Origin of the sequence: Kitasatospora sp. NPDC059827 (assembly GCF_042731675.1) — a bacterium.
Taxonomy (GTDB): Bacteria; Actinomycetota; Actinomycetes; order Streptomycetales; family Streptomycetaceae; genus Kitasatospora.
The window spans coordinates 25,185-51,504 of the sequence record NZ_JBHWIV010000028.1; the positions used below are offsets into that span (position 1 = coordinate 25,185).

Annotated in this window: 22 protein-coding genes and 1 riboswitch; of the genes, 11 read left to right on the top strand and 11 right to left on the bottom strand. The window is 74.1% G+C overall.

The genetic code is table 11. From position 1 onward, the window contains the following. Positions 1 to 277 precede the first annotated feature (277 nt). Positions 278 to 1,357, top strand: a complete 1,080-nt coding sequence (locus ACFV8H_RS19385) for an NlpC/P60 family protein (protein WP_375883821.1) — start codon at positions 278 to 280, stop codon at positions 1,355 to 1,357. A 108-nt stretch (positions 1,358 to 1,465) separates the two neighbouring features. Here the strand turns inward: ACFV8H_RS19385 and ACFV8H_RS19390 are convergent, their stop codons facing one another. Continuing rightward, on the bottom strand, positions 1,466 to 2,557 hold the full coding sequence (locus tag ACFV8H_RS19390; RefSeq protein WP_380401255.1) for a hypothetical protein: 1,092 nt from the start codon (positions 2,555 to 2,557) through the stop codon (positions 1,466 to 1,468). Between the two features lie 155 nt (positions 2,558 to 2,712). On the opposite strand from ACFV8H_RS19390, the gene ACFV8H_RS19395 reads away from it, so the two are divergent. Further along, entirely contained in the window at positions 2,713 to 3,735 is a 1,023-nt protein-coding gene (locus ACFV8H_RS19395) for an acetamidase/formamidase family protein (protein WP_380401257.1), read from the top strand. Between the two features lie 21 nt (positions 3,736 to 3,756). On the opposite strand, the gene ACFV8H_RS19400 is transcribed toward ACFV8H_RS19395, so the two are convergent. The 4 genes from ACFV8H_RS19400 to ACFV8H_RS19415 all read right to left on the bottom strand — a co-directional run bounded on the left by ACFV8H_RS19400 (position 3,757) and on the right by ACFV8H_RS19415 (position 8,799). After that, positions 3,757 to 4,653 (bottom strand): M56 family metallopeptidase, encoded by an 897-nt coding sequence (locus ACFV8H_RS19400; RefSeq protein ID WP_380401259.1) that lies wholly within the window; start codon positions 4,651 to 4,653, stop codon positions 3,757 to 3,759. Next, entirely contained in the window at positions 4,650 to 4,985 is a 336-nt protein-coding gene (locus ACFV8H_RS19405; RefSeq protein ID WP_375884025.1) for a BlaI/MecI/CopY family transcriptional regulator, read from the bottom strand. Before ACFV8H_RS19405 ends, ACFV8H_RS19400 begins: the two co-directional genes overlap by 4 nt. 281 nt (positions 4,986 to 5,266) lie before the next feature. Then, positions 5,267 to 8,008, bottom strand: a complete 2,742-nt coding sequence (locus ACFV8H_RS19410) for an FtsX-like permease family protein (RefSeq protein WP_380401261.1) — start codon at positions 8,006 to 8,008, stop codon at positions 5,267 to 5,269. Continuing rightward, entirely contained in the window at positions 8,005 to 8,799 is a 795-nt protein-coding gene (locus tag ACFV8H_RS19415; protein ID WP_380401263.1) for an ABC transporter ATP-binding protein, read from the bottom strand. Before ACFV8H_RS19415 ends, ACFV8H_RS19410 begins: the two co-directional genes overlap by 4 nt. Positions 8,800 to 8,967: 168 nt before the next feature. Then, a riboswitch (M-box (ykoK) riboswitch) is annotated at positions 8,968 to 9,144 on the top strand. Positions 9,145 to 9,509: 365 nt separating this feature from the next. Here ACFV8H_RS19415 and ACFV8H_RS19420 point away from each other — a divergent pair. The 3 genes from ACFV8H_RS19420 (at position 9,510) to ACFV8H_RS19430 (ending at position 12,881) form a co-directional block, all read left to right on the top strand. Beyond that, positions 9,510 to 11,225: an NRAMP family divalent metal transporter gene (locus ACFV8H_RS19420; protein WP_380401265.1), complete on the top strand. Its 1,716-nt coding sequence runs from the start codon at positions 9,510 to 9,512 to the stop codon at positions 11,223 to 11,225. 136 nt (positions 11,226 to 11,361) lie between these two features. After that, a complete protein-coding gene (locus ACFV8H_RS19425) occupies positions 11,362 to 12,096 on the top strand; it encodes an MgtC/SapB family protein (RefSeq protein ID WP_375883840.1) in 735 nt (244 codons plus the stop codon). A 107-nt stretch (positions 12,097 to 12,203) separates the two neighbouring features. Continuing rightward, positions 12,204 to 12,881, top strand: a complete 678-nt coding sequence (locus tag ACFV8H_RS19430; protein ID WP_380401267.1) for a YoaK family protein — start codon at positions 12,204 to 12,206, stop codon at positions 12,879 to 12,881. Positions 12,882 to 13,054: 173 nt separating this feature from the next. Here the strand turns inward: ACFV8H_RS19430 and ACFV8H_RS19435 are convergent, their stop codons facing one another. Then, on the bottom strand, positions 13,055 to 13,711 hold the full coding sequence (locus ACFV8H_RS19435) for a hypothetical protein (protein ID WP_380401268.1): 657 nt from the start codon (positions 13,709 to 13,711) through the stop codon (positions 13,055 to 13,057). 390 nt (positions 13,712 to 14,101) lie between these two features. Here ACFV8H_RS19435 and ACFV8H_RS19440 point away from each other — a divergent pair, with 390 nt between their 5' ends. The 3 genes from ACFV8H_RS19440 to ACFV8H_RS19450 are packed head-to-tail and all read left to right on the top strand — an operon-like array spanning position 14,102 to position 17,540. Then, positions 14,102 to 14,626, top strand: a complete 525-nt coding sequence (locus tag ACFV8H_RS19440) for a helix-turn-helix transcriptional regulator (protein ID WP_375883847.1) — start codon at positions 14,102 to 14,104, stop codon at positions 14,624 to 14,626. Beyond that, a complete protein-coding gene (locus ACFV8H_RS19445; protein ID WP_380401270.1) occupies positions 14,623 to 15,309 on the top strand; it encodes an ABC transporter ATP-binding protein in 687 nt (228 codons plus the stop codon). Before ACFV8H_RS19440 ends, ACFV8H_RS19445 begins: the two co-directional genes overlap by 4 nt. After that, positions 15,306 to 17,540 carry an FtsX-like permease family protein gene (locus ACFV8H_RS19450; protein ID WP_380401272.1) on the top strand — a complete coding sequence of 745 codons (2,235 nt, stop codon included), beginning with the start codon at positions 15,306 to 15,308 and terminating at the stop codon, positions 17,538 to 17,540. Before ACFV8H_RS19445 ends, ACFV8H_RS19450 begins: the two co-directional genes overlap by 4 nt. 106 nt (positions 17,541 to 17,646) lie before the next feature. On the opposite strand, the gene ACFV8H_RS19455 is transcribed toward ACFV8H_RS19450, so the two are convergent. Both ACFV8H_RS19455 and ACFV8H_RS19460 read right to left on the bottom strand, forming a co-directional pair. Next, entirely contained in the window at positions 17,647 to 18,117 is a 471-nt protein-coding gene (locus ACFV8H_RS19455) for an NUDIX hydrolase (protein ID WP_380401274.1), read from the bottom strand. Between the two features lie 37 nt (positions 18,118 to 18,154). After that, on the bottom strand, positions 18,155 to 19,639 hold the full coding sequence (locus ACFV8H_RS19460; RefSeq protein WP_380401409.1) for an SDR family NAD(P)-dependent oxidoreductase: 1,485 nt from the start codon (positions 19,637 to 19,639) through the stop codon (positions 18,155 to 18,157). Between the two features lie 313 nt (positions 19,640 to 19,952). Between ACFV8H_RS19460 and ACFV8H_RS19465 the strand changes: the two genes are divergently transcribed. Next, entirely contained in the window at positions 19,953 to 21,392 is a 1,440-nt protein-coding gene (locus ACFV8H_RS19465) for a GuaB1 family IMP dehydrogenase-related protein (protein WP_380401276.1), read from the top strand. A gap of 36 nt (positions 21,393 to 21,428) precedes the next feature. Here ACFV8H_RS19465 and ACFV8H_RS19470 read toward each other — a convergent pair whose 3' ends face one another. After that, positions 21,429 to 22,325: a DUF5995 family protein gene (locus ACFV8H_RS19470; RefSeq protein ID WP_380401277.1), complete on the bottom strand. Its 897-nt coding sequence runs from the start codon at positions 22,323 to 22,325 to the stop codon at positions 21,429 to 21,431. A gap of 232 nt (positions 22,326 to 22,557) precedes the next feature. On the opposite strand from ACFV8H_RS19470, the gene ACFV8H_RS19475 reads away from it, so the two are divergent. Then, positions 22,558 to 23,400, top strand: a complete 843-nt coding sequence (locus ACFV8H_RS19475; protein WP_380401279.1) for a poly-gamma-glutamate hydrolase family protein — start codon at positions 22,558 to 22,560, stop codon at positions 23,398 to 23,400. An 82-nt stretch (positions 23,401 to 23,482) separates the two neighbouring features. On the opposite strand, the gene ACFV8H_RS19480 is transcribed toward ACFV8H_RS19475, so the two are convergent. Together ACFV8H_RS19480 and ACFV8H_RS19485 are read right to left on the bottom strand one after the other, a co-directional pair. Next, positions 23,483 to 23,869 (bottom strand): DUF3224 domain-containing protein, encoded by a 387-nt coding sequence (locus tag ACFV8H_RS19480; protein WP_380401281.1) that lies wholly within the window; start codon positions 23,867 to 23,869, stop codon positions 23,483 to 23,485. A gap of 182 nt (positions 23,870 to 24,051) precedes the next feature. Continuing rightward, a complete protein-coding gene (locus tag ACFV8H_RS19485; RefSeq protein ID WP_380401283.1) occupies positions 24,052 to 25,140 on the bottom strand; it encodes a PP2C family protein-serine/threonine phosphatase in 1,089 nt (362 codons plus the stop codon). A 197-nt stretch (positions 25,141 to 25,337) separates the two neighbouring features. On the opposite strand from ACFV8H_RS19485, the gene ACFV8H_RS19490 reads away from it, so the two are divergent. Next, entirely contained in the window at positions 25,338 to 26,285 is a 948-nt protein-coding gene (locus tag ACFV8H_RS19490) for an RluA family pseudouridine synthase (RefSeq protein ID WP_380401286.1), read from the top strand. The last annotated feature ends 35 nt before the right edge of the window (positions 26,286 to 26,320 follow it).

A 26,320-nucleotide genomic window follows, 5' to 3' on the forward strand; every position in this document is an offset into this window, starting at 1 on the left:
TAAGTTACTTCGAAGAAGGCGGGTGGGGACGGCATCCCCCGTACGGCCCCGCCCGTCCTTCGCCGTCCCCTGCGCGTCCCCCGGCGCGCCCTGCGGGTGTCCCGGCCGAATGCCTCGGCTGGACGTCCCGGTCGGATGCCTCGGTCGGGCGTCCCGGCCGGATGTCCTGGTCGGAGATCTCGACCGAATGAACGTGCGAATGCCACTCGGACGTTCCTCCAGTGTCACCGCACGTCACCGCACCTCCCCGCCCGTCCCCCGAAGGAGTGCCACCTCGATGGGAAAGCGCCGTAAGCCCAGCCCCCCGAGCCGGGCCCGCATGGCGGTCCTCACCACGGCGATGGCCGGCGGTGCGGTGCTCGCCGCCGGCACCGCCCACGCCGAGCCGACCCCGAGCCTGGCCTCCGTCAAGGAGCAGGTGGACAAGCTCAACGAGGAGGCCGAGCAGTCCGTCGAGCAGTACAACGGCTTCCAGGAGAAGCAGCAGAAGCTCCAGGGCGAGGCCAACCGGATCCAGGAGAAGGTCGCCCGCGGCCAGGAGTCGATGAACGAGCTGCGCACCCGGCTCGGTGCCGTCGCCGCCGACCAGTACCGCAACGGCGGCATCGACCCCTCCGTCCAGCTGATGTTCGACTCCGACCCGGCCGGCTACCTGGAGCGCGCCTCGGCGCAGAACCAGGCCGCCGGCACCCAGACGGCCCTGCTCAAGCAGGCCCAGGACGAGCAGCGCAAGCTCGACCAGGACCGCGCCGAGGCCACCGCCACGCTCGCCCAGCTCGACTCGGTCGGCACCGAACTGACGGCGAAGAAGCAGCAGATCCAGACCAAGCTGGCCCAGGCCCAGGCCACCCTCAACAAGCTGAGCGCCGAGGACCGCGCCAAGGTCAACGCCCAGCAGGCCGCCGACAAGGCCAAGGCCGAGGCCCAGCAGGCGGCCGCCGCCGACCGGGCCTCCCGCTCGGCCGCGCGCCCGGACATGAACACCCCGGCCCCGCCGCCGGCGGCCGCCAGCGGCCGGGCCGCGGCGATCGTCCAGTTCGCCTACGCCCAGCTCGGCAAGCCGTACCAGTGGAGCTCCACCGGCCCCAACAGCTTCGACTGCTCCGGCCTCACCGGCGCCGCCTACCGCGCGGCGAACGTCAAGCTCTCCCGGATCTCCCAGGACCAGTGGAACGACGGCCCGCGGGTCGCCCGCTCCGACCTCCAGCCCGGTGACCTGGTCTTCTTCTACCCGGACATCCACCACGTCGGGATCTACATCGGCGACGGCAAGATGATCCACGCCCCGCGCACCGGCAAGAACGTCGAGGTCCTGCCGATCTCCGCGATGCCCTACATGGGTGCCGTCCGCCCGTAGCGGCCTCCGCCCGTATCGGTCTCCGCGCGCCGCACGCCTCCGGACGGGTCGCCGACGACCCGTCCGGAGGCGTTCCGGTAGCTCGTCCGGAGGCGCTCCCGCGGCCCGTCAGAGGCCGAGGACCTCCAGCTGGGCGTCGGTGTCGTTGGTGCCGCCGACGTACAGGGTGTGGCCGTCGGGGCCGACGGCCAGGCCGTCGAGCGCCGACTCCTGGGGGGCGAGGGAGTCGGCGGTGTCGACGGTGGCGGTCGCGGTGTCGACGGAGATGACCGCCGTGGTGCCGGAGGAGTCCTGCTGGAGCAGGTAGAACCGGCTGCCGTCGGCGCTCAGCCGCGGCGGGACGTCGCTGCGGACGGGGACGGTGCGGATGCTCCGGAGCAGGGTGTCCGTGGCGGGGTCGATCAGGTCGAGGGTGCCGCCCGAGTTGGGGCTGGTCGCGAAGAGCCGGCCGCCGTCCCGGGTGAAGGCGAGCCCGTTGTCGCCGTTGGTGGCCGTCCCGGGCACCGTTCGGACGAAGGTCAGCGTGCCGCCGGCCGCACTCACGTGGTACAGCCCGGCGCCGCCCCCGATGTACAGGTCCCGGCCGTTCGGGTGGAGCGCCGGGGCGCCGGTGTTCAGGGCGGGCAGCCCCACGGTGGAGCCGAACTGCCGCTGCGCGGTGCCGAAGGCGAGCACCCGGGCCTGCCCGCCCTGCCGCCAGGCCGACGGGCCTTGCTGGACGAGGTACACCTCGGAGCCGTCCGGGCCGACGACGAGGCCGCTGACCAGGCCCTGGGACCAGCCCGTCGGGCGCGGCTGGTCCGGCAGCGGGACGGTGGCGAGCACGGTCGGGCCGCCGGTGGCGACGACGCTGAGTTGCAGGCCGTTCACCACGTACAGGCGCGAGCCGTCCGGGCTGAGCGCCGACTGCGGGGAGCCCTGGGCGGCGCCGAGCGGGGCCGTGCCGGTCACCTGGCCGGACCGGGTGTCCACCGCCCGCACCACGAGGTTGCCGTCGGAGTCGGTCGTGACGACGTAGGCCGTGGCGCCGTCCGGGCTGACGGAGGGCAGCGCCTGGCCCGAGCCGACGGTGACGACGCCGGGGGTGCCGGACACCGGAGCGGACGCGGCCCGGGCGCCGCCGCCGGCGAGGACGAGGGCGGTGGTGGCGGCGAGCAGGGTGACCCGGCGGAGGGCCTTCGCGCGCTGACTGGCTGACATCAAGTCCCCTTGTTCGTCCGTGTGTTGAGATGGCGAGGGGCAGGCTAGCGGACTACGGTGGACGGGTGGTGGACAGTCAGGGGGCGAATCTTCCACCTGAGCTGTGGCGCCCCGCGCCCCGCGCCCGCTCCGGAAACCACTCCCGAGGAGAGCACGTGAGCCTGCCCGAGACCGTCGTCCGGCTGGACCCGAACCCCGAGGACCACGCCTACACCTTCGGCGGCCGAGCCCCGCTGGTGACCGTCCGGCCCGGCACCGTCGTCGAACTGGCCACCGAGGACTGCTTCGGCGGCAAGGTGCGCGGCACCGGCGACCTGCCCAGCCAGGTCTGCGCCTTCCCGTTCCTCAACCCCGTCACCGGCCCGATCGCGGTGGCCGGCGCCGAACCCGGCGACCTGCTCGCGGTGCACTTCGTCGAGATCACCCCGGCCCGGGACCACGGCGTCTCCAGCACCTTCCCGCACTTCGGCGCGCTGACCGCCACCCACAGTACGGCGATGCTGCACGCCCCGCTGGAGGAGCGGGTCTGGGTCTACGACCTGGACGTCGCGGCCGGCCTCTGCCGCTTCCGGGCCCGCACCGGCGAGTTCACGGTCGACCTGCCGCTGGACCCGATGCACGGCACGGTCGGCGTCGCCCCCGCGGCGGGCGAGGTGCTGGCCTCGATCACCCCGGGCGCCCACGGCGGCAACCTGGACACCCCCGAGATGCGGGCCGGCACCACCGCCTACTTCGGCGTCAACGTCGAGGGCGGCCTGCTCGCCATCGGCGACGGCCACGCCCGGCAGGGCGAGGGCGAGGTGTGCGGCACGGCCGTCGAGGCGGCGATGCGCACCACCGTGATCGTCGACCTGGTCAAGGGCGGCGGCCCGGCCTGGCCCCGGCTGGAGAACGACGACTTCCTGATCAGCACCGGCTCCGCCCGCCCGCTGGAGGACGCCTTCCGGATCAGCCAGCACGACCTGGTCGGCTGGACCGGCGGACTGCTCGGACTGGACCAACTCGACGCCTACCAGCTGGTCAGCCAGGCCGGTCTGGCCCCGGCCGCGAACGTCTGCGACACCAACTACACGATGGTCGCCAAGCTGCCGAAGCGCGTCCTGGGCCGCGCCCGCGCCTACGACGGCCTGCACGACCGGCTGCGGGAAACGGCGGCGGCGTACCTGCGGCACCGGTGAGGCGGCTGCGCGCCGCACCTCCTACGGGTGCGGCGCGCAGGCCAGCAGGTACGGCACCGCCGGAAGCGTCAAGACACCGATTCGCCAGGCCAGTTGGCGCCGCCGGCCGCTGCCCGGCCGGGCCAGCCGGCGGACCCGGGCCAGCACGCCGGTGGAGGCGACTCCCCAGGTGCCACCGGGAGTTGTCCCCGAGGCGGCCAACGCGCAGAGCGCCGAGGCCAGTTCGCTCCGGGACACCTCGGCCAGCGCCGCGTCGTCGGCCGCCATCTCCAGCAGCAGCGCCACCTCCGAGCGCCCCAGCCGGGCCAGCGGCAGGGGGCCCAGCAGCAGCGCGAAGGTGTCGGCGGGCAGGCGGAAGAGGTGGTGGCGGCCGCGGATGTGCCCGTGCTCGTGGGCGACGGCCGCGGCCAACTGCCGCTCGTCCAGCAGCCGCAGCGCACCGCGGGACAGCACCACCCGGGAGCGTCGGCCGGGCAGGCAGTAGACCGTCGGGTGGGCGTGCTCCAGGACCAGCGCGCCCCAGCGCCGGTCCCGTACGGCGACCACGTCCAGCACCGCCCGGTGCCGCCGCCGGGCCCGTCCGGTCCGGGCGCCGACGGCGGCCAGCAGCCCGGTGAGCAGGGCCCCGGCGGCGGCGAGCAGCCACCAGTCGTGGGTGTGCGGCAGTACCGGACCGGTCGGTTCGAGGTGCGGGAACAGGCCGATCAGCCCGGCCGGCTCGTGCGCGGCGGGCTCGAAGGCGTGGTGCGCCGCGAGCACCAGGGCGACCGTGAAGGAGGCCATCAGCGCCAGCCACAGCGCGACCCCGAGCAGGGGGCGGGTCTGGAGCCGGGCCTGGACCCGGGCCGAGCCGGCCAGTCGGCGGGGGAGCAGCACGCCGGTCGCGGCCAGGTAGAGGCCGAGTAGGGCGAGCGTCACTCGGCGTCCCGGGCCTTCACCTGTTCGAGGGCGGCGAGCAGGGCGGACGCCTCGTCCCCGCTCATCCGGTCGACGAAGTGCAGCAGGGCGCCGGCCCGGTCCGTGGTCGTCTCCAGCGCCTGGTGCATCAGCTGGGCGGTGTACGCCTCCCGGGTGCAGGTCGGCTCGTACACCCAGGCGCGGCCGACCTTGTCCCGGCGCAGCCAGCCCTTGGTGTGCAGGATGTCGGCGACGGTGGTCACGGTGGTGTACGCGACCGGGCGCTGCTGCTGGAGGTCGTCGACCACCTCGCGCACCGTGGCCGGGCGCTCCCAGTCCCACAGTCGGTCCATGATCTCGGCCTCGAGATCGCCGAAACCCCGTAGCACCGCCCTCGTCTCCCTCGCCGCACCGACCGCCGGCGCCCTTCGCCCGCTGGAACGCGGCCCATGCTACGGAACGCACCGGGCGCCCGCCCCCGGGTGAGGGGGGCGGGCGCCCACGGATTCCGGGCGGTGCCCGGGGGGTGCTCAGGTCGTGCTCGGCCGGTGGTCAAAAGGTGCCCGACGCGCCCGACGTGCCCGACGCGTGCCCGAACAGAAGAGCGGGAGAGCAGGAGAGCGAGCGGGACGGCTCAGGACAGCCGCCGCCCCAGCGGCATCTTGGAGCGGGTGAACAGCGCCGCGAGCAGCCCGGCCACTACCGGCAGCACCAGGACCACCAGCAGCAGCTCCCCCCAGGGCGCGGCGAGCAGCATCCCCTTCGAACCGAACCCGCTGGCCCGGGACTTCAACAGCCCCACCGCCGGGACGAAGCCGTTCACCGCCCCGAGCAGTGCTCCGAGCAGGGCGATCAGCGCGCACTGCAGGCCCGCCATGGTCCGGCGGATCCGCGGCGGGGCGCCGACCGCGGCCAGGGTGGCCTGGTCCTGCCGGGAGTCGGCGGCCGCGAGCCCGGTGGCGATCCCGGCCGCGCCGAGCACCACCAGCCCGGCGAAGCCGCTGAGCGCGAGGGTGAGGGCGTCGCCCTTGGGCTGGTAGCCGCGTTCGACGTTCAGCTCGGCGTGGTGGTTCAGCCGGGCGGCGGCGGCCGCGGCCCGCTGCTGGGCCTTGCGGTCGGGCGGGGTGGCCGGGCGCCAGACCGCGCCCTGGGGCGCCGAGGCGAGGCCGAGCTTGGCCAGCGCACCGGTCGGCATCAGCCCCTGGGCGTAGCGGGCGGCGTCCGGGTTGTCGACCAGCACCGCGTCCACCGGGACTTCCTGGAGGTCGGGCTTGGGGACCTGCCCGGGCTGCAGCGGGGCGCCGCCGCCTCCGCGCAGCAGCAGCACGGCCTTGCCGTCGGCGCCGATCAGCGACCGGTCGAAGACCAGCAGCTTGCCGGCGGCCAGCGCCTGCTCGGCAGCCTGGTCGCGCACGTCGAACAGGTTGTGCAGCAGGGTGGCGTCCCCGGTGGCGATGTGCGGGAAGTCCGCGAGCCGGTGCATGTCCACCGGGCCCTTGAGGGTGACGTCGCTGGAGCAGTTGTCGCAGAACTTGTAGACGGCCTGGCCGAGTTCGGCGCGCGGGCCGAGTCCGGTGAGCTGCTTCTCCACCTCGGCCGGCAGCTGGGCGGTCTGCGGCCCGCTGCTGTGGCTGAGCAGCTGGACGGCGCCGTACGGGGCCTCCGGCCGGTAGTCGCGCCGGTTCTCGGCGTCGGTGCTGGTGCTGTACACCCCGATGGCGACGGCCCCGGCCACGGCGGCCATCACCGCGGCGACGGCCGGTGCGGTGCGGGAGCGGTTGCGGGCGGAGTCGCGCAGCGCCAGCCGGGGGCCGAGCGGCAGCCGCCCGGCGAACCGGCCGAACAGGGCGACCAGCAGGGGGGTGCAGGCGAGCAGTCCGAGTTCGGCGCAGACCGAGCCGAGCAGCACGGTGAGGGTGCGGGCGTCGTAGGTGCTGACCACGGGCGCGCCGCGCTGGACGGCACCCGCGCCGTACATCGCGATCGCGCCGCCGCCGAGGAGCAGCGCCACGCCGAGCACGGTGACCAGGCGGTTGGGCGCCCGGACGGTGTCCCGTCCGGTGAGGCCGGCGGTGACGCTGCGCCGGGCGGCCTGCCAGGCCGGCAGCGCGGCCGCGAGCAGGGCGGTGATCACGCCGATCCCGGCGATGGCGAGCAGGTCCACCGGGGGGAGGGCGAAGTGGCCGAAGCGGGCACCGCCGACCTCCTCGATCACCGACCGCAGTGCGGCGACCAGTCCGGTGCCGACGGTCACCCCGAGGACCGCCCCGGCCAGGCCGAGCACCAGGCCGCCGCCGAGCACCACCGCGCCGATGTGGGTGCGCCGGCCGCCCGCGGCGCCGAGCAGCGCGAGCTGGCGGCGGGAGCGGCGGGCGCCGACCGCGAAGGCGGGCCCGGCGAGCAGGGCGACCTCCAGCAGCCCCATGCCGGTGACGGTGGCGACCACGACCTTGGTGCTGTTGCCGCCGGCGGGGTCGCGGTAGACGGTGGAGTCCCGGTAGTAGGGGACGGCGCCGTACGGCGGCGGGTCGAGCGCGACGGCCCGCGCGGTGAGGGTGTAGCCGTGGGCGTTGAACGACTGGACCGTGGCCCAGTCGAGGGCGGCCCCGCCCGGGAGGTGCACCAGCCAGGAGCCGCGGTTGGTGCGGCCCTGCTCGGGGGCGGGCTGTCCGGGTTCCGCCGCGGCGGCCAGCTGGTCGAGCAACTCGCCCGGCCGGGCGATGAGTTCGACCCGCTTGAGGTCGTCCGGGTGCTCCACCAGGCCGGTGATGCGGAAGGTGGTCCGCTCCAGTCCCTGGACGGTGGTGTCGCTGCCGAGCCGGAGCCCGGAGTTGTCCAGGAAGGCCTGGGTGACGGCGAGTTCGTGCGGCGCGCCGGGCGCGCGGCCCTTGACCAGGTCGACCCGGCCGCGCCAGACCGGGTCGCCCAGGTCGGCCTCGGCGGTGAGGGTGCGGACCAGGCCCTCGGGCGAGCTCGCACCGGTCTCCGGTCCGGTCCGGACGGGGGTGAGCGCGCTGCCGGGCGGCAGCAGCGAGCCGACCAGGACGGTCGGGTCGGTGCTCGCGCCCTTGAGCTGCTCGGGCGTGGGCTGTTGGCCGGGCCGCGGCTGGACGGCGAACGCGCCGTCCTCGGCGACCGGGGCCTGTTCGACGGCCTGGCCCGGGTTGAGCGCGGTGACCAGCGCGTCCGCGCCGCCCACCACCCGCTCGACCCGTTCGGCGGGGGACAGCTGGCCGCTGCGGTGGACCACGTCGGCGCCGGTGACGCCGAGCACGGGCAGGGCGATCATGGCCACGATCAGGGCGCTGCGCCCCTTGGCCCGCAGGGCGTCGCGCCGGGCCATCCGCAGCGCGACCTTCCACGCTCCGAACCTCATCGGGCCACCTCGCCGAAGGAGTTGGCGGTGGAGTCGTCGACGGTGTGGGAGCGGTGGACGGCGGCCCGGTGGTTGCCGGAGCGGCGTCCGACGCTCTCCGAGGCGACCGAGCCGTCCCGCAGGTGGACCACCCGGTCGGCCCAACTGGCGTGCGAGGCCTCGTGGGTGACCATCATGGCGGCCGCCCCGGCGTCGCAGCGGGCGCGCAGTACGGCGAGCACGGCGTCGCCGGTGGCGGAGTCGAGCGCCCCCGTGGGTTCGTCGGCGAGGACGAGGCGGCGCTCGCCGATCAGGGCGCGGGCGATGGCGACGCGCTGCTGCTGGCCGCCGGACATGTCGTCGGGGAAGCGGTCGGCGAGCTCGCCGATGCCCAGTTCCTCCAGGGCGGCGAGGGCCTCCCGGCGGGCGGTGCGTCCGGAGACGCCGTCGAGCTCGCGCGGCAGGGCGATGTTCTCGGCGGCGGTGAGCGCCGGGATCAGGTTGTAGTCCTGGAAGACGTAGCCGACGGAGCGTCGCCGCAGGTCGGCGAGCTTGCCCCGGCCGAGGCCGCCGAGGGTGACGCCCTCGACCAGCACCTCGCCGCCGCTGGGCAGGTCCAGCCCGCCGGCCAGGGTGAGCAGGGTCGACTTGCCCGAGCCGGAGGGCCCCATCACGGCGACGAACTCGCCGGCGTGGACGGTCAGGTCGACCTCGCGCAGGGCGTGCACCTCGGCGGCGCCGCGGCCGTGCACCCGGGAGACTCCGGCCAGCTGCAGGACGGGCGCGGGTCGGCTCGGATCGATGTGGGACATGGTTCCCCCTCGTGAGCTGTTCAGCTGCATATGTCGGTGAACTATATATGCCGGTGGGGGATGAGCAAGTCATGGCGGATTTGGTCAAGGTTCTACAAAGCTGTCGAAGATCGGCCGAAAAGGTGACTCGGGGTCGCCGCGCCGGGTCTATGCTTTGGGAGGTTTGAAAAGGCACCTCGTTCGGTGAGGCGTCTTCACGGACACAGGCCACTGACCCGACGACGTCGAGAGACGCCCAGGTTCAGGACAGGTCTTCCCGAGTTAAGGGTTGACCCCAAGTGGCTTCCGGCCGATCCGGCTGGACACGCCGTGGAGTGCCAAAGCTCTGACGAGTTGGGGTGTACCGGTCCTCGAAGGCCGGTGTGCTCCTTGCCGTGTCGTGATGCGGCGCACAGACGGTGCGCCCCCGACCGGGAGGAGGCGAGAGACATGGACTGCGATAGTCCGGGCCACAGTAGCCCCTGCCCCCGCATGCTCTCGAACACCTCCGGCACGCGGTAACAACCTTCCCTGCGCGTTCACCCGAAGCTTCGTCCTGCGCTCAACCATGCCCGGACGCAAGCCGCTTGACGCGTCGTCAGCATCATCGTGCCCGCACGGCCGCCGCCGCTCAGCGTCGCCGTACGGCGTGGATGCCGTGCGCCCGCAGGGAGGTTCGCCGCTGCGTGCCCCCTGACGCCCCCTCAAGGTAGGGGGAGGGAGGCCCCGCCATGACCAACGTGATGCTGGACCCGAAGATTCCCACGGTCCCCACCGCTCCCGCCGCCGCTCCCGCCGCCGCTCCGGCCGCCAAGTCCGCCGTCCTGGACGACGCCCACGTCGGCGACATCAAGGGTGCGCTCGGCACCATCCGGCTCGACGACACCACCCCCCGCCACGGACTCTCCGCCCGGCTCAAGACCCTGCTGGCGATCGTCGGCCCCGGCCTGATCGTCATGGTCGGCGACAACGACGCCGGCGCCTTCTCCACCTACGGCCAGGCCGGCCAGAACTACGGCACCCAGCTGCTGTGGACGCTGCTCCTGCTCGTCCCGGTGCTGTACGTCAACCAGGAGATGGTGCTGCGCCTGGGCGCGGTCACCGGTGTCGGCCACGCCCGGCTGATCCTGGAGCGCTTCGGCAAGTTCTGGGGCGCGTTCAGCGTCATCGACCTCTTCCTGCTCAACGCCCTCACCCTGGTCACCGAGTTCATCGGCGTCACCATGGCGGCCGGGTACCTGGGCCTGCCCAAGGTCCTCTCGGTGGTGCTGGCGGCGGCGATCATCATCGCCTCGGCCTTCACCGGCTCCTTCCAGCGCTTCGAGCGGGTCGCCATCACGCTCTGCGTCGGCTCGCTGCTGCTGGTCCCGATCTACTTCATGGTCCACCCGAAGACCTCGCAGATGGCCCACGACTTCGTGACGCCGCAGATGCCCGGCGGCGCCGGCCAGCTCGCGGCCGTCATGATGGTCATCATCTCGATCGTCGGCACCACCGTCGCCCCCTGGCAGCTGTTCTTCCAGCAGTCGTACGTCATCGACAAGCGGATCACCCCGCGTTTCATGAAGTACGAGAAGGTCGACCTGTGGATCGGCATCGCGATCGTGATCATCGGCGCGGCCGCGCTGATCGGCCTCACGGCGGCGGCGTTCGCGGGCACCGACGGCTTCGGTCAGTTCTCCGACACGGCCGCCGTCGCCAAGGGCATCGAGGACAAGGCCGGCCACCTGGCGGGCGTGCTGTTCGCCATCGCCCTGCTGGACGCCTCGATCATCGGCGCCTTCGCCGTCTCGCTCTCCACCGCCTACGCCATCGGCGACGTGTTCGGCATCAAGCACTCGCTGCACCGCGGGGTCAAGGGCGCCAAGGGCTTCTACGCCGTGTACGCCGGACTGGTGGCCGTCGCCGCGACGATCACCCTGCTGTCCAACGGCTACACCCAGGGCCTGATCACCCAGTTCGTCCAGGTGCTGGCCGGGGTGCTGCTGCCCTCCGCCACCGTCTTCCTGCTGCTGCTCTGCAACGACAAGGCCGTGCTCGGCCCCTGGGCCAACGGGCCCCGGACCAACGCCTTCACCTCCACGGTGGTCGGCGTGCTGGTGATGCTCTCGCTGATCCTGACCGCCTCGGTGGTCTGGCCGGACATCAGCTCGGACGCGATCCTGTGGATCATGGGCGGCTGCGGCGTGATCGGGGTCCTGGTCGCGGGCTACTTCTTCACCGCCGGCCGCACCGGCACCAAGGAGGACCCTCCCCCAGCCTCCGGCCGGGGGTGCCCCCATGACCGCACCGGCCGGGAGGACTGGCGGATGCCCCCGCTGGAGACGCTGGGCCGTCCGGTGATGTCCACCGCCCGCAAGGTCGGCATGGGCGCCCTGCGCGCCTACCTGCTGATCGCGATGGTCATGGTCATCATCAAGGTCGTCCAGACCGCGCTCAACCACTGAGCCGCCGAGCGGAGCCCGTACGGACGGGTGGCGGGCAGCGGCTCGCCACCCGTCCGTTCCTTTGCCCGCGATCCCCCCGGCCCGCGTTCCCCGTGTTGCCCCGTTTCCCCGTGAATCCTCTGGAGGAGGTGCCGTCGTGCACACCCTGACCACCGTCGAGTTCCTGGTCCGGCTCGCCACCGGCGTCGCCTGCGGCGCGCTGATCGGCATCGAGCGCCAGTGGCGGGCCCGGATGGCCGGCCTGCGGACCAACGCCCTGGTCGCCGCCGGTGCCACCCTGTTCGTCCTGTACAGCGAGGCGGTCGGCGACACCGGCAGCCCCACCCGGGTCGCCTCCTACGTGGTCTCCGGCATCGGCTTCCTCGGCGGTGGCGTGATCCTGCGCGACGGGGCCGGCGTCCGTGGCCTCAACACCGCCGCCACGCTGTGGTGTTCGGCCGCGGTCGGGGTGCTGGCGGCCTCCGGCAAGCTGGAGCTGGCCGCGCTCGGCACCTTCGCGGTGCTCGCCGTCCACCTGGTGCTGCGCCCGGCCGGCCGACTGCTCGACCGGTCCCCGCAGTCCGGCAGCGACCCGGACTCCACCACCCGGGCCACCGTCCACGTGGAGTGCGACCGCAAGTCCGAGACCCACATCCGGGCCCTGCTGCTCCAGGCCCTGACCGCCTCCGGCCTGGCCCCGACCGGCCTGCGCGCCCGCCGCACCGAGCAGGGCGACGCCACCAGCCTGCGGGCCACCGTGGCGATCACGGGCCAGGTGGCCCCCGCGCTGGAGCAGGTCGTCAGCCGGCTCTCGCTGGAGCCGGGCGTCCGGGACCTGCACTGGCACCTGGACGACGAGTCGGACGAACCGGGCAGCCCCGCGCTCGCCTGAGCACATCTGAGCACGCCTGAGCACGCCTGAGCATGCCTGAGCACGCCGAGGGAGCCGAGGTAGTAGAACGGAGGGACCGTCACGCGTACCCTCCGGGAGGCCGTCCGATGCTGAAAGCCGACCCCGAGCACGGGCCGTTGGTGCCGATGCTGCTGGTGCTGACCCTGGTGACCGGGGTGGTGGACGCGGTCAGCTACCTGGAGCTCGGACACGTCTTCGTCGCCAACATGACCGGCAACGTGGTCTTCCTCGGCTTCGCCCTGGCCGGCGCCCCCGGCCTGTCCGCCACCGCCTCGCTGGCCGCCCTGGCCGCCTTCGTGCTCGGCGCCCTGGCCGGCGGCCACCTGGCCCGGCACCTGCCCGGCCACCGGGGGCACCTGCTGACCGTCGCCGTCGCCGGCCAGGCGGTGCTCGTCTCCGCGAGCACCGTCCTGGCGGCCGTGCTCGGCCACGGCTCCGAGCCCGCCCGCTACACCCTGATCGGGCTGCTCGCCCTCGCCATGGGCGGCCAGAACGCGGTGGTCCGCTCGCTCAAGGTCCCCGACCTCACCACCACCGTGCTCACCATGACCATCACCGCCCTCGCCGCGGACCGCACCGGCCCGCGCCGGCTCGCCTCGACGGTGTGGATGTTCGCCGGCGCCCTCCTCGGTGCCGTCCTGGTCCTGCACGCCGCCGTCCCGGTCGCCCTGGGCCTGGCGCTCGCCCTGCTGGTCGCGGTCGCCGCCCTCACCCACCACGCGGCCGGGCCCGTCCCGGCCCCGGCCTGGACGGCGCGCCGCTGAGGCCGCGACAGCTCCTCCGGGCGGCCTGCTGCCGGACCGGTCCGGCCGTTCCCGTCCGGCTCCTGCTGCCCACCTCCCCGGACGGACGGACGGACGGACGGACAGGACGGACAGGACGGACAGGACGGACGGGACGGACGGGACGGACGGTCGCGTTCGAGGACGGGCCCCTTTCACTCCTCCCGGCGGTGCCCGGCGCGGCCGCTCCAGAGCGGCTCCAGTCGGGCCCACTCGGCGGTCCAGCCGGTCTCGGCCCGGCGGTTGAGCGCGCTCAGGCGCAGCCGCAGGGCGAAGGCGATCAGGGCGGACAGGGCGAGCAGTGCACCGGCGCCGGTGCAGGCCGCGGAGACGGCGAGGGCGGTGCGGTCGAGCGGCGGATCGGTGGCGTTGCCGGCCGGGTCGACCCAGACCTGGACGACGCCGCCGACGGTGGGTGGGCCGGAGGCCTCGACGGTGCCGGTGTGCGGGGTGGCCCCGGGGTAGGTCCAGGCGGCCTCGACCTCGACCCGGTTGCCGTAGCCGCCGGAGAACCGGCTGGTGGGAGCCGTGCCGCGGTTGGGCTCGGCGGTCACCACGGCGTCGATCCGGTGCAGCCGGGTCAGGTCGGTGTCGGCCTGCGGGGCGGTGGCGCGGAAGAGCAGCAGTGCGCCGCCGACGGAGAGGGCGGTGGCCAGCAGCCCGCCGACGACGGTGAGCAGCCAGGCGCGGGCGCGGGACCGGTCGAGCGGGCGGGCCAACGGTTCGTGCCGGGCACCGAAGGCCCGCCGCAGCTGACGGCCGGTTCGCCGCGGGAGCGACGCCGACCTGGCCGGGCGGGGTGTGCTGGACACGCTGGATCTCCTCAAGGACGCGGGCGCGTACGGGGTTTCGTTACCCAATCTCCACCCGACCGCCCCCCTCGCACAAGACCGGGATTCGCTCGTGGTGCCGGCCGTCCCGGTTCGACCCGATTCGCCCTGGCCGGGCCCGGTCCACCCGGGACGTTCGGCCCTCGGCAGGGGCCGCCCGGGCGGGCAGGCTGGAGTCCGGCCGCGCCCTCCGTGCCTGGGTGCGGCCCCGGTCCGGTGACCGTGGGGGTGCCGGGTCGTGGTGCGGCGCAGGGGGCGGTCGTGGGGCCGCCTCCTGCCCGCCCCTGTCGACGAGTTGACGTTCCACCAGGTCAGTGGCTTGTTCTCGCCGGATATACACTCGGTGTATATCCCTGGTGTATGGTCCTCCGCATGAGTGTTCCTTTGACCCTCCTCGGGCTGCTGGAGCGGGAGCCGAGCCACGGCTACGACCTCAAGCGCGACTACGACTCCTTCTTCGGCCGGGGCAAGCCCCTCCCGTACGGCCAGGTCTACGCGACCCTCGGCCGACTGGCCCGCGACGGCAAGGTGATGGCCGGTGAGGCCGAGCCGGGCGACGGGCCCGAGCGCAAGCGCTACGTCATCACCGAGACCGGGGCGACCGAGTTCGAGACCTGGCTCCAGGAGCCGGTCGCCCCCGAACCCACCCTGCAGTCCGTGCTGTTCACCAAGGTGGTGCTGGCCCTGCTGCTCGGCCGCGACGCCGAGCTGTACCTGGACACCCAGCGCAGTGCCCACCTGCGCCGGATGCGCGAACTCACCGAACTGCGCCGCACCGGCGCCCTGGTGGACGCCCTGCTCGCCGACCACGGCCTGTTCCACCTGGAGGCCGACCTGCGCTGGATCGACCTCACCGCCGCCCGGCTGGACGCCCTCGCCGCGGAGGTGCGCGGATGACCGCGGTCATCGAGGCCCGCGACCTCGCCCTCGCCTTCGGTGAGACGCCCGCCCTGCGCGGGGCGAGCCTGTCCGTCGGGGCCGGCGAGGCGCTCGCCGTCATGGGCCCCAGCGGCTCGGGCAAGTCGACGTTACTCCACTGCCTGGCCGGCATCCTGGTGCCCGACGCCGGCGAGGTGCTGTTCGAGGGGCAGCGCCTGGACCGCATGAACGAGGCACAGCGCAGTGCCCTGCGCCGCGACAAGTTCGGCTTCGTCTTCCAGTTCGGCCAGCTGGTACCGGAGTTGACGGCCGAGGAGAACGTGGCCCTGCCGCTGCTGCTGAACGGCGTCCGCCGGGCCGCGGCGCTGGCCCAGGCCCGCCCCTGGTTCGCCCGGCTCGGCCTGGACGGCCTGGAGCAGCGCCGCTCCGGTGAGCTCTCCGGCGGCCAGGCCCAACGGGTGGCGCTGGCCCGGGGATTGGTGGCCCGGCCGCGGGTGCTGTTCGCCGACGAGCCGACCGGCGCGCTGGACTCGCTGACCGGCGAGCAGGTGATGGAACTGATGGTCGGCGCGGCCCGCGAGCAGGGCACCACCGTCATCCTGGTCACCCACGAACCGCGGGTCGCCGCCTACGCCGACCGCGAGGCGATCGTCCGCGACGGCCAGGCCCGTACGCTCTCCGCCGGGCCGGTGGCCCCGTGATCCGCTTCTCGCTCCGACTGGCCGTCAGCGGCGGCCGGGAGGCCGTGGCCCGGCTGCTGATGATCGCGGCGGCGGTGGCGATCGGGGTCGGGCTGCTGCTGTCGGTGCTCTCCTGCATCAACGCGATCGACCGCACCAACGCCCGGCAGACCTGGATGAACACGGGTGCCAAGGGGGCGACCGCGGCCGCCCCGGCGGACCCGCTCTGGTGGCACGCGCGGATGGACTACTACCAGGGGGCGAGCGTCTTCCGGGCCGAACTCGCCCCGACCGGTCCCCACGCGCCGGTGCTCCCCGGCCTGAGCCGACTTCCCGCGCCGGGCGAGTACTACGCCTCCCCGGCGCTCGCGAAGCTGCTGCGCGAGACCCCGGCCGTCGAACTGGGCGACCGCTTCCCGGGCCGCCAGGTCGGCATCCTCGGTGAGGACGCGCTGCCCTCCCCGGACACCCTCGCGGTGGCCATCGGCCGCACCGCCGACGAGGTCCGGGCGATGCCCCGGGCCACCACCGTCACCAGCATCGCCACCACGCTGCCCACCGACTGCGAGTACGACTGCTACGGCGCGGGCGTGCACGGCGACGCGCTCGTCCTGGTGCTCACCGTGGTGGCCGCCGCGCTGATCTTCCCGGTGCTGATCTTCATCGGCACGGCGACCCGGCTGTCCGCGGCCACCCGCGAGCAGCGCTACGCCGCGATGCGGCTGGTGGGGGCCACGCCGGGCCAGGTGTCGGTGATCTCGGCGGTGGAGTCCGCGGTGGCGGCGGCGGCCGGCACGGTGCTCGGCTTCGGCCTGTACTTCGCGTTGAAGCCGCTGGTGGCCGACGTGCCGTTCACCGGTGACCGGTTCTTCGCCGCCGATCTCTCCCTGAGCCTGCCGCAGGCCGTCGGTGCGGCGGTGGGTGTGCCGGTGGCGGCCGCGCTCGCCGCCCGGTTCGCCCTGCGCCGGGTCACCGTCTCACCGCTCGGGGTCTCCCGCCGGGTCACCCCGAAACCGCCGAGCCCTTGGCGGCTGGCACCGCTGGTGGCCGGTCTCGCCGAGCTGGGGTACTTCGTCGGCGACCATCCGAAGAGCACCAACGGCCAGTCGCTGGCGTACCTGAGCGGCTTCGTCCTGGTCATGCTCGGCCTGGTGATCGCCGGTCCCTGGCTCACCATGGCGACCGCCCGGGCGGTGGCCCGGCGGACGGGCCGGCCGGCCTCGCTGATCGCGATGCGCCGTCTGTCGGACGACCCGAGGGCGGGCTTCCGCTCGGTCGCCGGCCTGGTGCTGGCGCTGTTCGTGACCACCGCGACCCTGGGCATCATGAGCACCATCAACGAGAACCGGGGCTCGCTCGACGGCGCTCCCGAGGTCCGCAAGGCGGTCGTGGCCACCCCGCTGCTCGGCCCGGAGCGGTCCGCCGTGCTCCCCTCGGTGCCCGACGGGGTGATCGCGCGGGCCCGGGCCGTCCCGGGCTTCGAGGGGATGGCACTGCTGCACGACAACCCCGCCGGGATCGGCGCGTCGCAGTACGGCCGGGAACGGATCGTGCCCGTCCTGGCCCGCTGCTCGGAACTGGCGCAGATCCCCGCCGTCGGCCACTGCGCCCCCGGGGCCGTGGTCGCGGCCGTCGACCGGAACGGCGTCCTGGACCTCCAGGCGCACCCGGAGAAGGAGTGGCCGGCGGCGCCGCTCTCCGCCGAGGAGGCCGCCGCCCTCCCGGTGTTCATCGTCTACGCGACCACCGACGACTCCCAGGCGGCCAAGGAGCAGCTGCGGACCCTGTTCACCGAGGCGTTCCCGGCGTACGTGACCAGGATGGCCGACGACTACTCCTCCGAAGGGCAGAAGAAGGTCCAGGGCTGGCGGCAGCTGGCGAACGTGGTGCTGCTGACCACCCTGCCGGTCGCCGGGTGCAGCCTCGCGGTGAGCGTGGTCGCCGGACTGTCCGACCGCAGAAGGCCGTTCGCGATGCTCCGGCTGACCGGCGCGCCGCTGCGGCTGCTGCGCCGGGTGGTCGGACTGGAGAGCGCGCTGCCGCTGCTGGTGGTCTCGGCGCTCGCGATCGGGACGGGCTTCGCGGCGGCGGCGATGTTCCTCAAGTCCCAGATGGACTACGCCCTGGTCTCGCCGGGCCTGACGTACTACGGACTCACCGGCTTCGGCCTGGTCGCCTCGCTGGGCATCATCGCCTCGACCCTGCCGCTGCTGCGGCGGATCACCGGACCGGAGGCCGCCCGCAACGGCTGAGCGCCGTCGGCGAGTTGACCATCCCGCCGGTTGCCCGGTTGCCCGGTTGCCCGGTTGCCCGGTTGCCCGGTTGCCCGGTTGCCCCGTTGCCCCGTCGTCCGCGCTCTCAGCGGGCGACGGGGTAGCCGTGCGTCGCGGCCCGTACCGCCGGGGTGTACCGCGGCAGCCAACTGCCGAGCACCAGCGCGGACGGGTAGAACATCGGCTCCGGCAGCGCGTCCACCGGGAAGCGCTCCCACCCGGCGCACGCGTGCGGCTCGGTGACCACGGCCTCGGCCAGGCTCGGCGGCGCCAGCACGGCGGCGGTCAGCCGGGGCCGGCCGAGCTCGTGGTCCAGGTGCACGGCGAGCACCCGCATCCGCTCGGCCGGCAGCACGACCCCGGTCTCCTCGGCCAGTTCGCGGGCCGCGGTCCGCTCGAAGGACTCGCCCGGGTCGACCTTGCCGCCGGGCAGGCTCCAGGTCGGCGGCTCACCGGCCGTGGTGCGGCGGCCGATCAGCACCCGGCCGTCCCCGGTGGGCACGATGACCCCGGCGCCCAGCATCGGTGCGACGGGTCCGGTGGGTGCGGTGGTCAACTTGCGTCCTCCCTCGTGGTGCCCACCCGTGTGGGGCCTACCAGTTGCCGCGCTCGTAGTCCTTGAGGAAGCAGCCGTACAGGTCCTCGCCGGCCTCGCCGCGCACGATCGGGTCGTACACCCGGGCCGCGCCGTCGACCAGGTCGAGCGGGGCGTGGAAGCCCTCGTCCGCGAGGCGCATCTTGTCCGGGTGCGGCCGTTCGTCGGTGATCCAGCCGGTGTCGACGGCGGTCATCAGGATGCCGTCGGACTCGAACATCTCCTGGGCGCTGGTGCGGGTCAGCATGTTCAGCGCGGCCTTGGCCATGTTGGTGTGCGGGTGGCCGGCGCCCTTGTAGCCGCGCTGGAACACGCCCTCCATGGCGGAGACGTTGACGACGTACTTGCGGCGGGACGCGGAGGCGGCCATCGCCGGGCGCAGTCGGCTGATCAGGATGAACGGCGCGGTGGAGTTGCAGAGCTGGACCTCCAGCAGCTCGACCGGGCCCACCTCGCTGACGGTCTGCACCCAGCTGTTGGTGGGCGCGAGGTCGGGCACCAGGCCGCCGGCGTCGATCGCCGTGCCGGCCTCGATCCGGGCCGGGGTGGCGGAGCCGGTGACCAGCGCGAGCGAGGTGACGTCCTCGGCGGCCAGCCGCTGCTCGCCGCCGCCCGCCTGCTGGGGGAGGGCGGGCAGGTCGACGCTGCCGCTGTTGAAGCGGCCGATCGTGGTGGCCTGCGGCAGTGCGCCGGCGGGCAGCGGCGCGGACTCGGCGTTGACCAGCTCCCGGTAGGACTCCGGCGGGCGGCGGACGGTCTGCGCGGCGTTGTTGATCAGGATGTCCAGCGGGCCGTCGGCGGCGACCTCGTCGGCCAGGGCCATCACCTGGGCGGGGTCGCGCAGGTCGATGCCGATGATCTTGAGTCGGTGGATCCAGTCGGCGCTGTCCGGCATCGCCGTGAAGCGGCGGATCGCGTCGTTGGGGAAGCGGGTGGTGATGGTGGTGTGGGCGCCGTCGCGCAGCAGCATCAGCGCGATGTACATCCCGATCTTGGCCCGGCCGCCGGTGAGCAGCGCGCGCTTGCCGGTGAGGTCGGCCCGGGCGTCCCGGCGGGACCGGTTCAGCACGGCGCACTTCTGGCACAGGTTGTGGTAGAAGGCGTCGACCTCGACGTACCGGGCCTTGCAGGTGTAGCAGGAGCGCGGGCGCTCCAGGATGCCGGCGATCTCGGTGGTGGTGACGGTGGTCAGGCCGAAGGCGCCGGCCGTCTCGTCGTCGATCCGGGTCGGCGCGCCGGTGGCGGTGCGGGCGGTGACCTCGCGGTCGTTGGCCGTCTTGCGGGCCCGGGTCTCCTGGCGGCGGCGCTGCTTGAGCGTCCGGAATATGCCGCCGACGGCCTGGCGCACGGTGATCGCGTCCGGGTGGTCGACGTGCAGCTCGTCGAGCTCGGCGAGCACCTCCAGGCAGAGCCGCAGCCGCTCGGGGGCGAGGCCCGGACCGTAGTCGATCTCCTCCTCGCCTTGACCCTGCTCGATGTCCATCTGCTCGATGCTCACGCCCGCTGCTTTCCCGATCGCCCCGCCGTTACCGCCTGAATGCTACGGGAGCGGCCCCGGACGGGGCGAAAGCCGGAACCGGGAGCCCAGCCCCGCCGGGCTTTGGAGGATCGCACATGTCTACGCGCGGAGCATTGATCATGCTTTGTGTGCACACCCAGCAATGGTGCTCGAACTGGCTTTTGTCCCCACCCTCGCGGAGAATCGAATGCTGGGTGCCGGGCGCCCGAGTGCGCCCCGGCGGCATCGCCGCAACCGCACCCGAGGTGTACCTTCCCCCAGCCGGAGAGCCCCCTTCATGCGCTTCCTGAACGACCTCAAGCCCTCGTACGACCTGACGTACGACGACGTCTTCATGGTCCCCAGCCGTTCCTCCGTGGGCTCCCGGCAGGCCGTCGACCTCTCCTCGAACGACGGCACCGGCACCACCATCCCGCTGGTCGTCGCCAACATGACCGCCATCGCCGGCCGCCGGATGGCCGAGACCGTCGCCCGCCGCGGCGGCCTGGTCGCCATCCCCCAGGACATCCCCACCGAGGTCATCGCCGAGGTCATCTCCTGGGTCAAGCAGCGCCACCTGGTGGTCGACACCGCGATCACCCTCGCCCCCGGCGCCACCGTCGCCGAGGCCCTCTCGCTGCTGCCCAAGCGCGCCCACGGCGCCCTCGTGGTGGTCGAGGACGGCAAGCCCGTCGGCGTGGTCACCGACTCCGACTGCCAGGGCGTCGACCGCTTCACCAGCCTCGCCGACGTGATGTCCCGCGACCTGCTGCTGCTCGACGAGGGCCTCGACCCGCGCACCGCCTTCGACAGGCTCACCGAGGCGCACCGCAAGCTCGCCCCCGTCGTCGACGGCGAGGGCAAGCTGGTCGGCCTGCTGACCCGCAGGAACGCGCTGCGCGCCACCCTGTACACCCCGGCCGTGGACGCGAACGGCAAGCTGCGGATCGCCGCCACCGTCGGCATCAACGGCGACGTCGCGGGCAAGGCCAAGGCGCTCATCGACGCCGGCGCCGACGTGCTCGTCGTCGACACCGCGCACGGCCACCAGGAGAGCATGATCAGCGCGCTGCGCGCCGTGCGCGGCCTGGACCCGCAGATCCCGATCGTGGCCGGCAACGTGGTCTCCGCCGCCGGTGTCCGCGACCTGGTCGAGGCGGGCGCGGACATCCTCAAGGTCGGTGTCGGCCCCGGCGCGATGTGCACCACCCGGATGATGACCGGCGTCGGCCGGCCGCAGTTCTCCGCCGTCCTGGAGTGCGCCGCCGAGGCCCGCCGGCTCGGCAAGCACGTCTGGGCCGACGGCGGCGTGCGCCACCCGCGCGACGTCGCGATGGCGCTGGCCGCCGGCGCCTCCAACGTGATGATCGGCTCCTGGTTCGCCGGGACCTACGAGTCCCCGGGCGACCTCCAGACCGCCGCCGACGGCCGCCAGTACAAGGAGAGCTTCGGCATGGCCTCGGCCCGCGCGGTCAGCAACCGCACCGCCCAGGACTCCTCGTACGACCGGGCCCGCAAGGCGCTGTTCGAGGAGGGCATCTCGCACTCCCGGATGTTCCTCGACCCGGCCCGCCCGGGCGTCGAGGACCTGATCGACTCGATCGTGGCCGGCGTGCGCAGCTCCTGCACCTACGCGGGCGCCAACACCCTGGAGGAGTTCCACGAGAAGGCGATCGTGGGCATCCAGAGCGCGGCCGGCTACGCCGAGGGCAAGCCGCTGCACTCCAGCTGGGCCTGATCGGGCTGGTCGGGGCGCTCCGGCTGTCCGGTTTGGTCAGCTTGCGGCGCCTGCCGGGCTGATCGGCCCGGTGGGCTCGCCGAGCCGGTTGGGTCCACCCGCGTCCGTACCGTCGGCCGTCCGGTTCCTCGCTTCGGGGAGCCGGGCGGCCGCGGCCGTTCCGGGGCCCGCCCCGCCCTCGTGCTGCTCGGCGTCCGCTGCGAGCGCGGTGCGTCCGGCACGGTCGTGGCCGCCATGGTCGCCGTAGTTGTCGTACGGCACCAGTGGGAGCAGCAGCGCGTGGCCGAGCAGCCCGACGGAGCTGTCCAGCATCGTGGCGAAGGCCTGGGCGGCGGTCGGGAGCCCGCGCAGTTCCCAGAGCGCCTGGACGGCGGACCAGGCCCCTTCCCGGGCGGCCCCGACCGACCAGGCGCCGAGCAGGTGGGTGAGCGGCTCGGCGCACCCGGGCAGCTCGGACCCGGGCAGCAGCTGCTCCCGGACCACCGCCTCCACCTCGGCCAGCACCCCGTTGATCCGGTGGTAGTCCTGCTCGACCCCGGCCGGTGCGCAGTCCCGGCGGCGGCACAGCTCCACCACCGCGAGCGGCAGGTCGTGCTGGATGTGGGCGTTCATCCCGGCCAGCGCGAACTGCAGCGGGTGCACGCCCGGGTGGGCGCGCAGCGCGAACAGCGGCCGCCAGCAGGCGGGCGGCTCCTGCCCGGCCGCGTCGGCGGCCACGGCCAGCAGGTACCGCCCGGCGAACAGCGCGTCCAGCTCGGCCACCGCGGGCGGGTCGGTGAAGTACCCGTCCGCGAGCCGGTCGCGGACCGCCTCCGTGACGGTGAGGTAGAGGCGGTTGAACACCGCCACCCCGTCCGCCAGGGGCAGGGCCGCCGCGATCTCCCGCAGCCGTCCGACCACCTCCTCGACCGACGCCGGCGTGCGGGCCACCACCGGGGCTGCCGTTGCTGCCGTTGCCGCAGGGCCTGTTGCGGTACCGGGCATGTGCCACCCTCCGATGCCGATCGTGCACTGATCGCATCATCGTGACAGCGTGGAGGTAGGCCCGGTGGTCCCGGCGCGCGTCCGCGGAGCCCGTGTCACACGTTCAGGCCGCCCCTGCCGCAATGGGGTGCAGACTTGATCGTTGCTTTGCGTCGACTTTACCGATGCCCCACCTCCTGTCATGATCCCGAACGTGATCAACCGTCGTACCCTGATCGCCGCGCTCGCCGCGGCCCCGGCCCTCAGCACCCTCGGCGCCGCCGTGGGCAGCACCCCCGCGAGCGCCGCCGACCAGTACCCCTCCAACACCGCGCTGTACGCCGACCCCGGCCTGGTCGAGGGCGTCGACTACGGCCGCCGCTACCGCCGGCACCTGATCGACGACCAGAGCCCGCAGGGCCGTCCGGCCTTCATCCGGACCACCGTCGTCGCCCCGCACGGCGGCGGCATCGAGGGCGGCACCTCCGAGCTGTGCCTGGCCGTCGCCGGGTACCACCCCGCCGACCTCGCCCCGACCCCGGCCGCCGGGCCGGTCCACGACTTCTGGATGTTCGAGGGCCTGCGCCCCTCCAACAACAGCGCGCTGCACGTCACCTCGACCCACTGCGACGACACCGTGGTCCGGGCGATGTGCTCCGGCAGCCTCAACGTGCTCTCGCTGCACGGCTGCACCACCGGCCAGGCAGGTCTGGAGGCGGGTGCCCGGGCCGTGCTGGTCGGCGGGCTGAACTCCACCTTCCGCCAGTACCTGATGGAGGAGTTCGGCGCAGCGGGCATCCGCGCCGTCACCGCCTCGGGGGAGGAGGGGATCGCCGGCATCTCCCCGGAGAACATCTGCAACCGCAGCATGCTCGGCGCGGGCGTCCAGCTGGAGCTGACCACCGAGCTGCGGGTCGCGATGTTCGCCCCCGGCAAGAACACCCGGGCCGACCGGGCGGCCAACACGCTGCCCCTGTTCTGGAGCTTCGCGACGGCCGTCCGGACCGCGATCCAGCGCCTGGAGGCGACCCAGCCCATCCTCTGAGCGGACACGGGCCCGGACCGTACCGGCCCCGACCGGACCGGCTCCGACTGCACCGGCCCGGGCCGGGCCGGTGCGCCGGTCGTCAGCCCAGCTCGTACGCCAGCACGTAGGTGTGGGCGCCGGACGCGTCGACGGAGAGCCGGAACTCGCCGGTGATCCCGGCCAGCTCGCCCGCCCCCGTGCCCGGCACCACGCGTATCGTCACACCGGTGGCGTCCCAGGCCGCGTGCTGCAGCACGAACGAGCCCTTGCGTCCGTCCAGTTCGCCCGTCACGTGTTCCACCGCGACGTACGAGGCCGGCCCGCCCGAAGCGTCGCCGACGGACAGCATCCGCACCTCGCCGCGACCGCTCAGCCCACCCGTGAAGGTCTTGGCGATCCGCACCCGCCCGAACGCCGCGCCCTCGCGCTGCTCCGTCTCCACCGGCTCGAACGCCGTCACCTCGAACGACCCGCTCGCCTCGGCCATGGCACGCTCCCCTCGTCGGTCCTCACACGCCGTCGACACGCGCCGCTCGGCACGCGCTCCGACCCGTACGGTCGACTCCCGGCGACCGTGTGTGAAGCGTTGCACACGCCACTGACAATCGCGTCCGCCAGCGGCTGGCCGCCAGCCGCCTCCGGAGCTCCCGTACTCCCGGCGCCCCCGCCTCAGTGGTCCCAGCGCAGCGCCAGCAGCGCCGCGTCGTCCGCCAGCCCGGCGTCCCCGACCCAGCCCCGGACGTCCGCCAGCACGGCGTCCAGCAGGTCGGCGGGGCTGGTGCCGTGCAGTCCGGGCAGCCGCTCCGCCAGCGGGTAGAACCGGCCCCCGGAGTCCCGGGCCTCCGACACCCCGTCGGTGTGCAGCAGCAACAGGTCGCCCGGGCCCGGTTCGAAGCGGCTGGCCGAGTAGTCCTCCCCGGTCAGCTCGCGCAGGCCCAACGGCGGTGCGGGGACGGTCGGCGCCAGCTCCTCGACCCGGCCCGCCCGGCGCAGCAGCGGGGGCGGGTGGCCGCAGTTCACCACCCGCACCGGCTCCCGGCCGGCCGGCACGTCCAGCAGCAGCGCGGTGGCGAACCGGCCGTCGCCCGGCCGCGCGGTGAGCGCCGCGTCCAGCCGCTCGGCGAGCCGCCCGGGGTCGGGCTCGGTACGGGCCGCCTCCCGGAACACCCCCAGCACGTCGGCGGCCGTCTCCACCGCCGGGAGCCCGTGGCCCTGCACGTCGCCCAGCAGGATCCGCACGCCGAAGCGGGTCTCCACCACGGCGTACAGGTCCCCTCCGATCCGGGCCTCGGCGGTCGCCGCGACGTACCGCACGGCCAGCCGCAGCGGCCCGATCCGCTCGGCGGGCGGCCGCAGCAGGGCCCGCTGGGCGGCCTCGGCCACCGTCCGGACCTGGTACAGCTGCCGCTCCCGGGCCGCCACCAGCACCACGCTGGCGGCACTGGCCAGGGTCGCCGCCAGCACCGTGACCGGCACGCTGATCCGCACCGAGAGCGGCAGCTGGGTGTTGTCGGACTCCAGCGCGCCGACCGCCAGCAGCGCGGCCGCGCCGACCAGCAGCGGCACCCGGGCCTTGCGGGTGGTGGCCCCGAAGAGCACCGGGGCCACCGCGAGTAACGGGGACAGGGTCGCTCCGGGGCCGAGGGCCAGGGCGGCCACCACCGCGGCGACCAGCAGGACGAGGGCGCCGTACAGCAGCAGCCGGGTCCGCCGTGGCAGGTGCAGCGGCGGAAGCCCGTCCGGGCCGTCGGCGCTCACGCGTTCTCCTCCAGTGGTCGGGAAGCTCCAGGCCCGAGGGCCTTCGAACCACTTTCCCCGCCCTGCCCCGGGTCAGCACCTCGGCGCGGGGGCGCACCGGCGGCGTGCCGGTGCTCGGACCCTCCCGGCACCTCACCGCGGGGGCGGACGGGGCGCGCACTGGGCCCTGTCCGGCAGGGCCTAGGCTGGGCCGGGAGATGAGACGCAAGAACCGCCGCCCGGCCTCCCCCCTCCCGCAGCGCCTCGGCGTGGACCCGGTGCACCTGCGGCTGCCCCTGGAGGGCGACTGGCCGACCGTACGGGAGCACCTGGTCGAGCGGCTGCCCGCGGTGGCGGCGGCGCGGGTCGACGCGGCGCTGCGCGCGGGCGAGATCGTCGGCGAGCAGGGCCCGGTCGCCCCCGACGAACCGTTTCGTCCCGGCGCGCACCTGTGGTTCTACCGGGACCTCCCGGCGGAGGTGCCCGTCCCCTTCGAGCTGGTGGTGCTGCACCGCGACGAGCACCTGGTGGTGGTCGACAAGCCGCACTTCCTGGCCACCACCCCGCGCGGCCGGCACGTCATCGAGACGGCGCTCTCCCGGTTGCGGCACGCCCTCGACCTGCCCGCGCTCAGCCCCGCCCACCGGATCGACCGGCTCACCGCGGGCCTGGCCATGTTCGTGGTCCGCCCCGAGGAGCGCGGCGCCTACCAGACGCTCTTCCGCGACCGGCAGGTGCGCAAGGAGTACCGGGCGATCGCCCCGTACGACCCGGACCTGGCACTGCCGCGCACGGTGCGCAGCCACATCGTCAAGGAGCGCGGGGTGATCGCCGCCCGGGAGCTCGACGCGCCGCCGAACAGCGAGAGCCGGATCGAGCTGCTGGAGCGCCGCGACGGCCTCGCCTGCTACGGGCTGCAGCCGCTGAGCGGGCGCACCCACCAGCTGCGGCTGCACATGAGCGGCCTCGGAGTGCCGATCCTCGGTGACCCGGTGTACCCGGTGGTGCTGCCCGAACCGGCCCCGGACGACTTCCGCCGACCGCTGCAACTGCTGGCCTCGACGGTCGAGTTCACCGACCCGCTGACCGGTCGGGAGCGCCGCTTCGAGAGCCGCCGCACGCTCGCCGCCTGGGACGACCCGTCCGGCTGGGCGGCCGGGGGCTGACCTCCCGCCGGGGGGCGCAGGCCCCCGGGTCCCGG

Excerpts from the sequence above, each read along its gene's own strand:
- ACFV8H_RS19390 (WP_380401255.1), bottom strand. The coding sequence starts at position 2,557 with ATGTCAGCCAGTCAGCGCGCGAAGGCCCTCCGCCGGGTCACCCTGCTC.
- ACFV8H_RS19430 (WP_380401267.1), top strand. The coding sequence starts at position 12,204 with ATGCTGAAAGCCGACCCCGAGCACGGGCCGTTGGTGCCGATGCTGCTG.
- ACFV8H_RS19415 (WP_380401263.1), bottom strand. The coding sequence starts at position 8,799 with ATGTCCCACATCGATCCGAGCCGACCCGCGCCCGTCCTGCAGCTGGCC.
- ACFV8H_RS19445 (WP_380401270.1), top strand. The coding sequence starts at position 14,623 with ATGACCGCGGTCATCGAGGCCCGCGACCTCGCCCTCGCCTTCGGTGAG.
- ACFV8H_RS19405 (WP_375884025.1), bottom strand. The coding sequence starts at position 4,985 with ATGGACCGACTGTGGGACTGGGAGCGCCCGGCCACGGTGCGCGAGGTG.
- ACFV8H_RS19465 (WP_380401276.1), top strand. The coding sequence starts at position 19,953 with ATGCGCTTCCTGAACGACCTCAAGCCCTCGTACGACCTGACGTACGAC.
- ACFV8H_RS19490 (WP_380401286.1), top strand. The coding sequence starts at position 25,338 with ATGAGACGCAAGAACCGCCGCCCGGCCTCCCCCCTCCCGCAGCGCCTC.
- ACFV8H_RS19480 (WP_380401281.1), bottom strand. The coding sequence starts at position 23,869 with ATGGCCGAGGCGAGCGGGTCGTTCGAGGTGACGGCGTTCGAGCCGGTG.
- ACFV8H_RS19385 (WP_375883821.1), top strand. The coding sequence starts at position 278 with ATGGGAAAGCGCCGTAAGCCCAGCCCCCCGAGCCGGGCCCGCATGGCG.
- ACFV8H_RS19420 (WP_380401265.1), top strand. The coding sequence starts at position 9,510 with ATGACCAACGTGATGCTGGACCCGAAGATTCCCACGGTCCCCACCGCT.
- ACFV8H_RS19440 (WP_375883847.1), top strand. The coding sequence starts at position 14,102 with ATGAGTGTTCCTTTGACCCTCCTCGGGCTGCTGGAGCGGGAGCCGAGC.
- ACFV8H_RS19460 (WP_380401409.1), bottom strand. The coding sequence starts at position 19,639 with ATGGACATCGAGCAGGGTCAAGGCGAGGAGGAGATCGACTACGGTCCG.
- ACFV8H_RS19475 (WP_380401279.1), top strand. The coding sequence starts at position 22,558 with ATGATCCCGAACGTGATCAACCGTCGTACCCTGATCGCCGCGCTCGCC.
- ACFV8H_RS19410 (WP_380401261.1), bottom strand. The coding sequence starts at position 8,008 with ATGAGGTTCGGAGCGTGGAAGGTCGCGCTGCGGATGGCCCGGCGCGAC.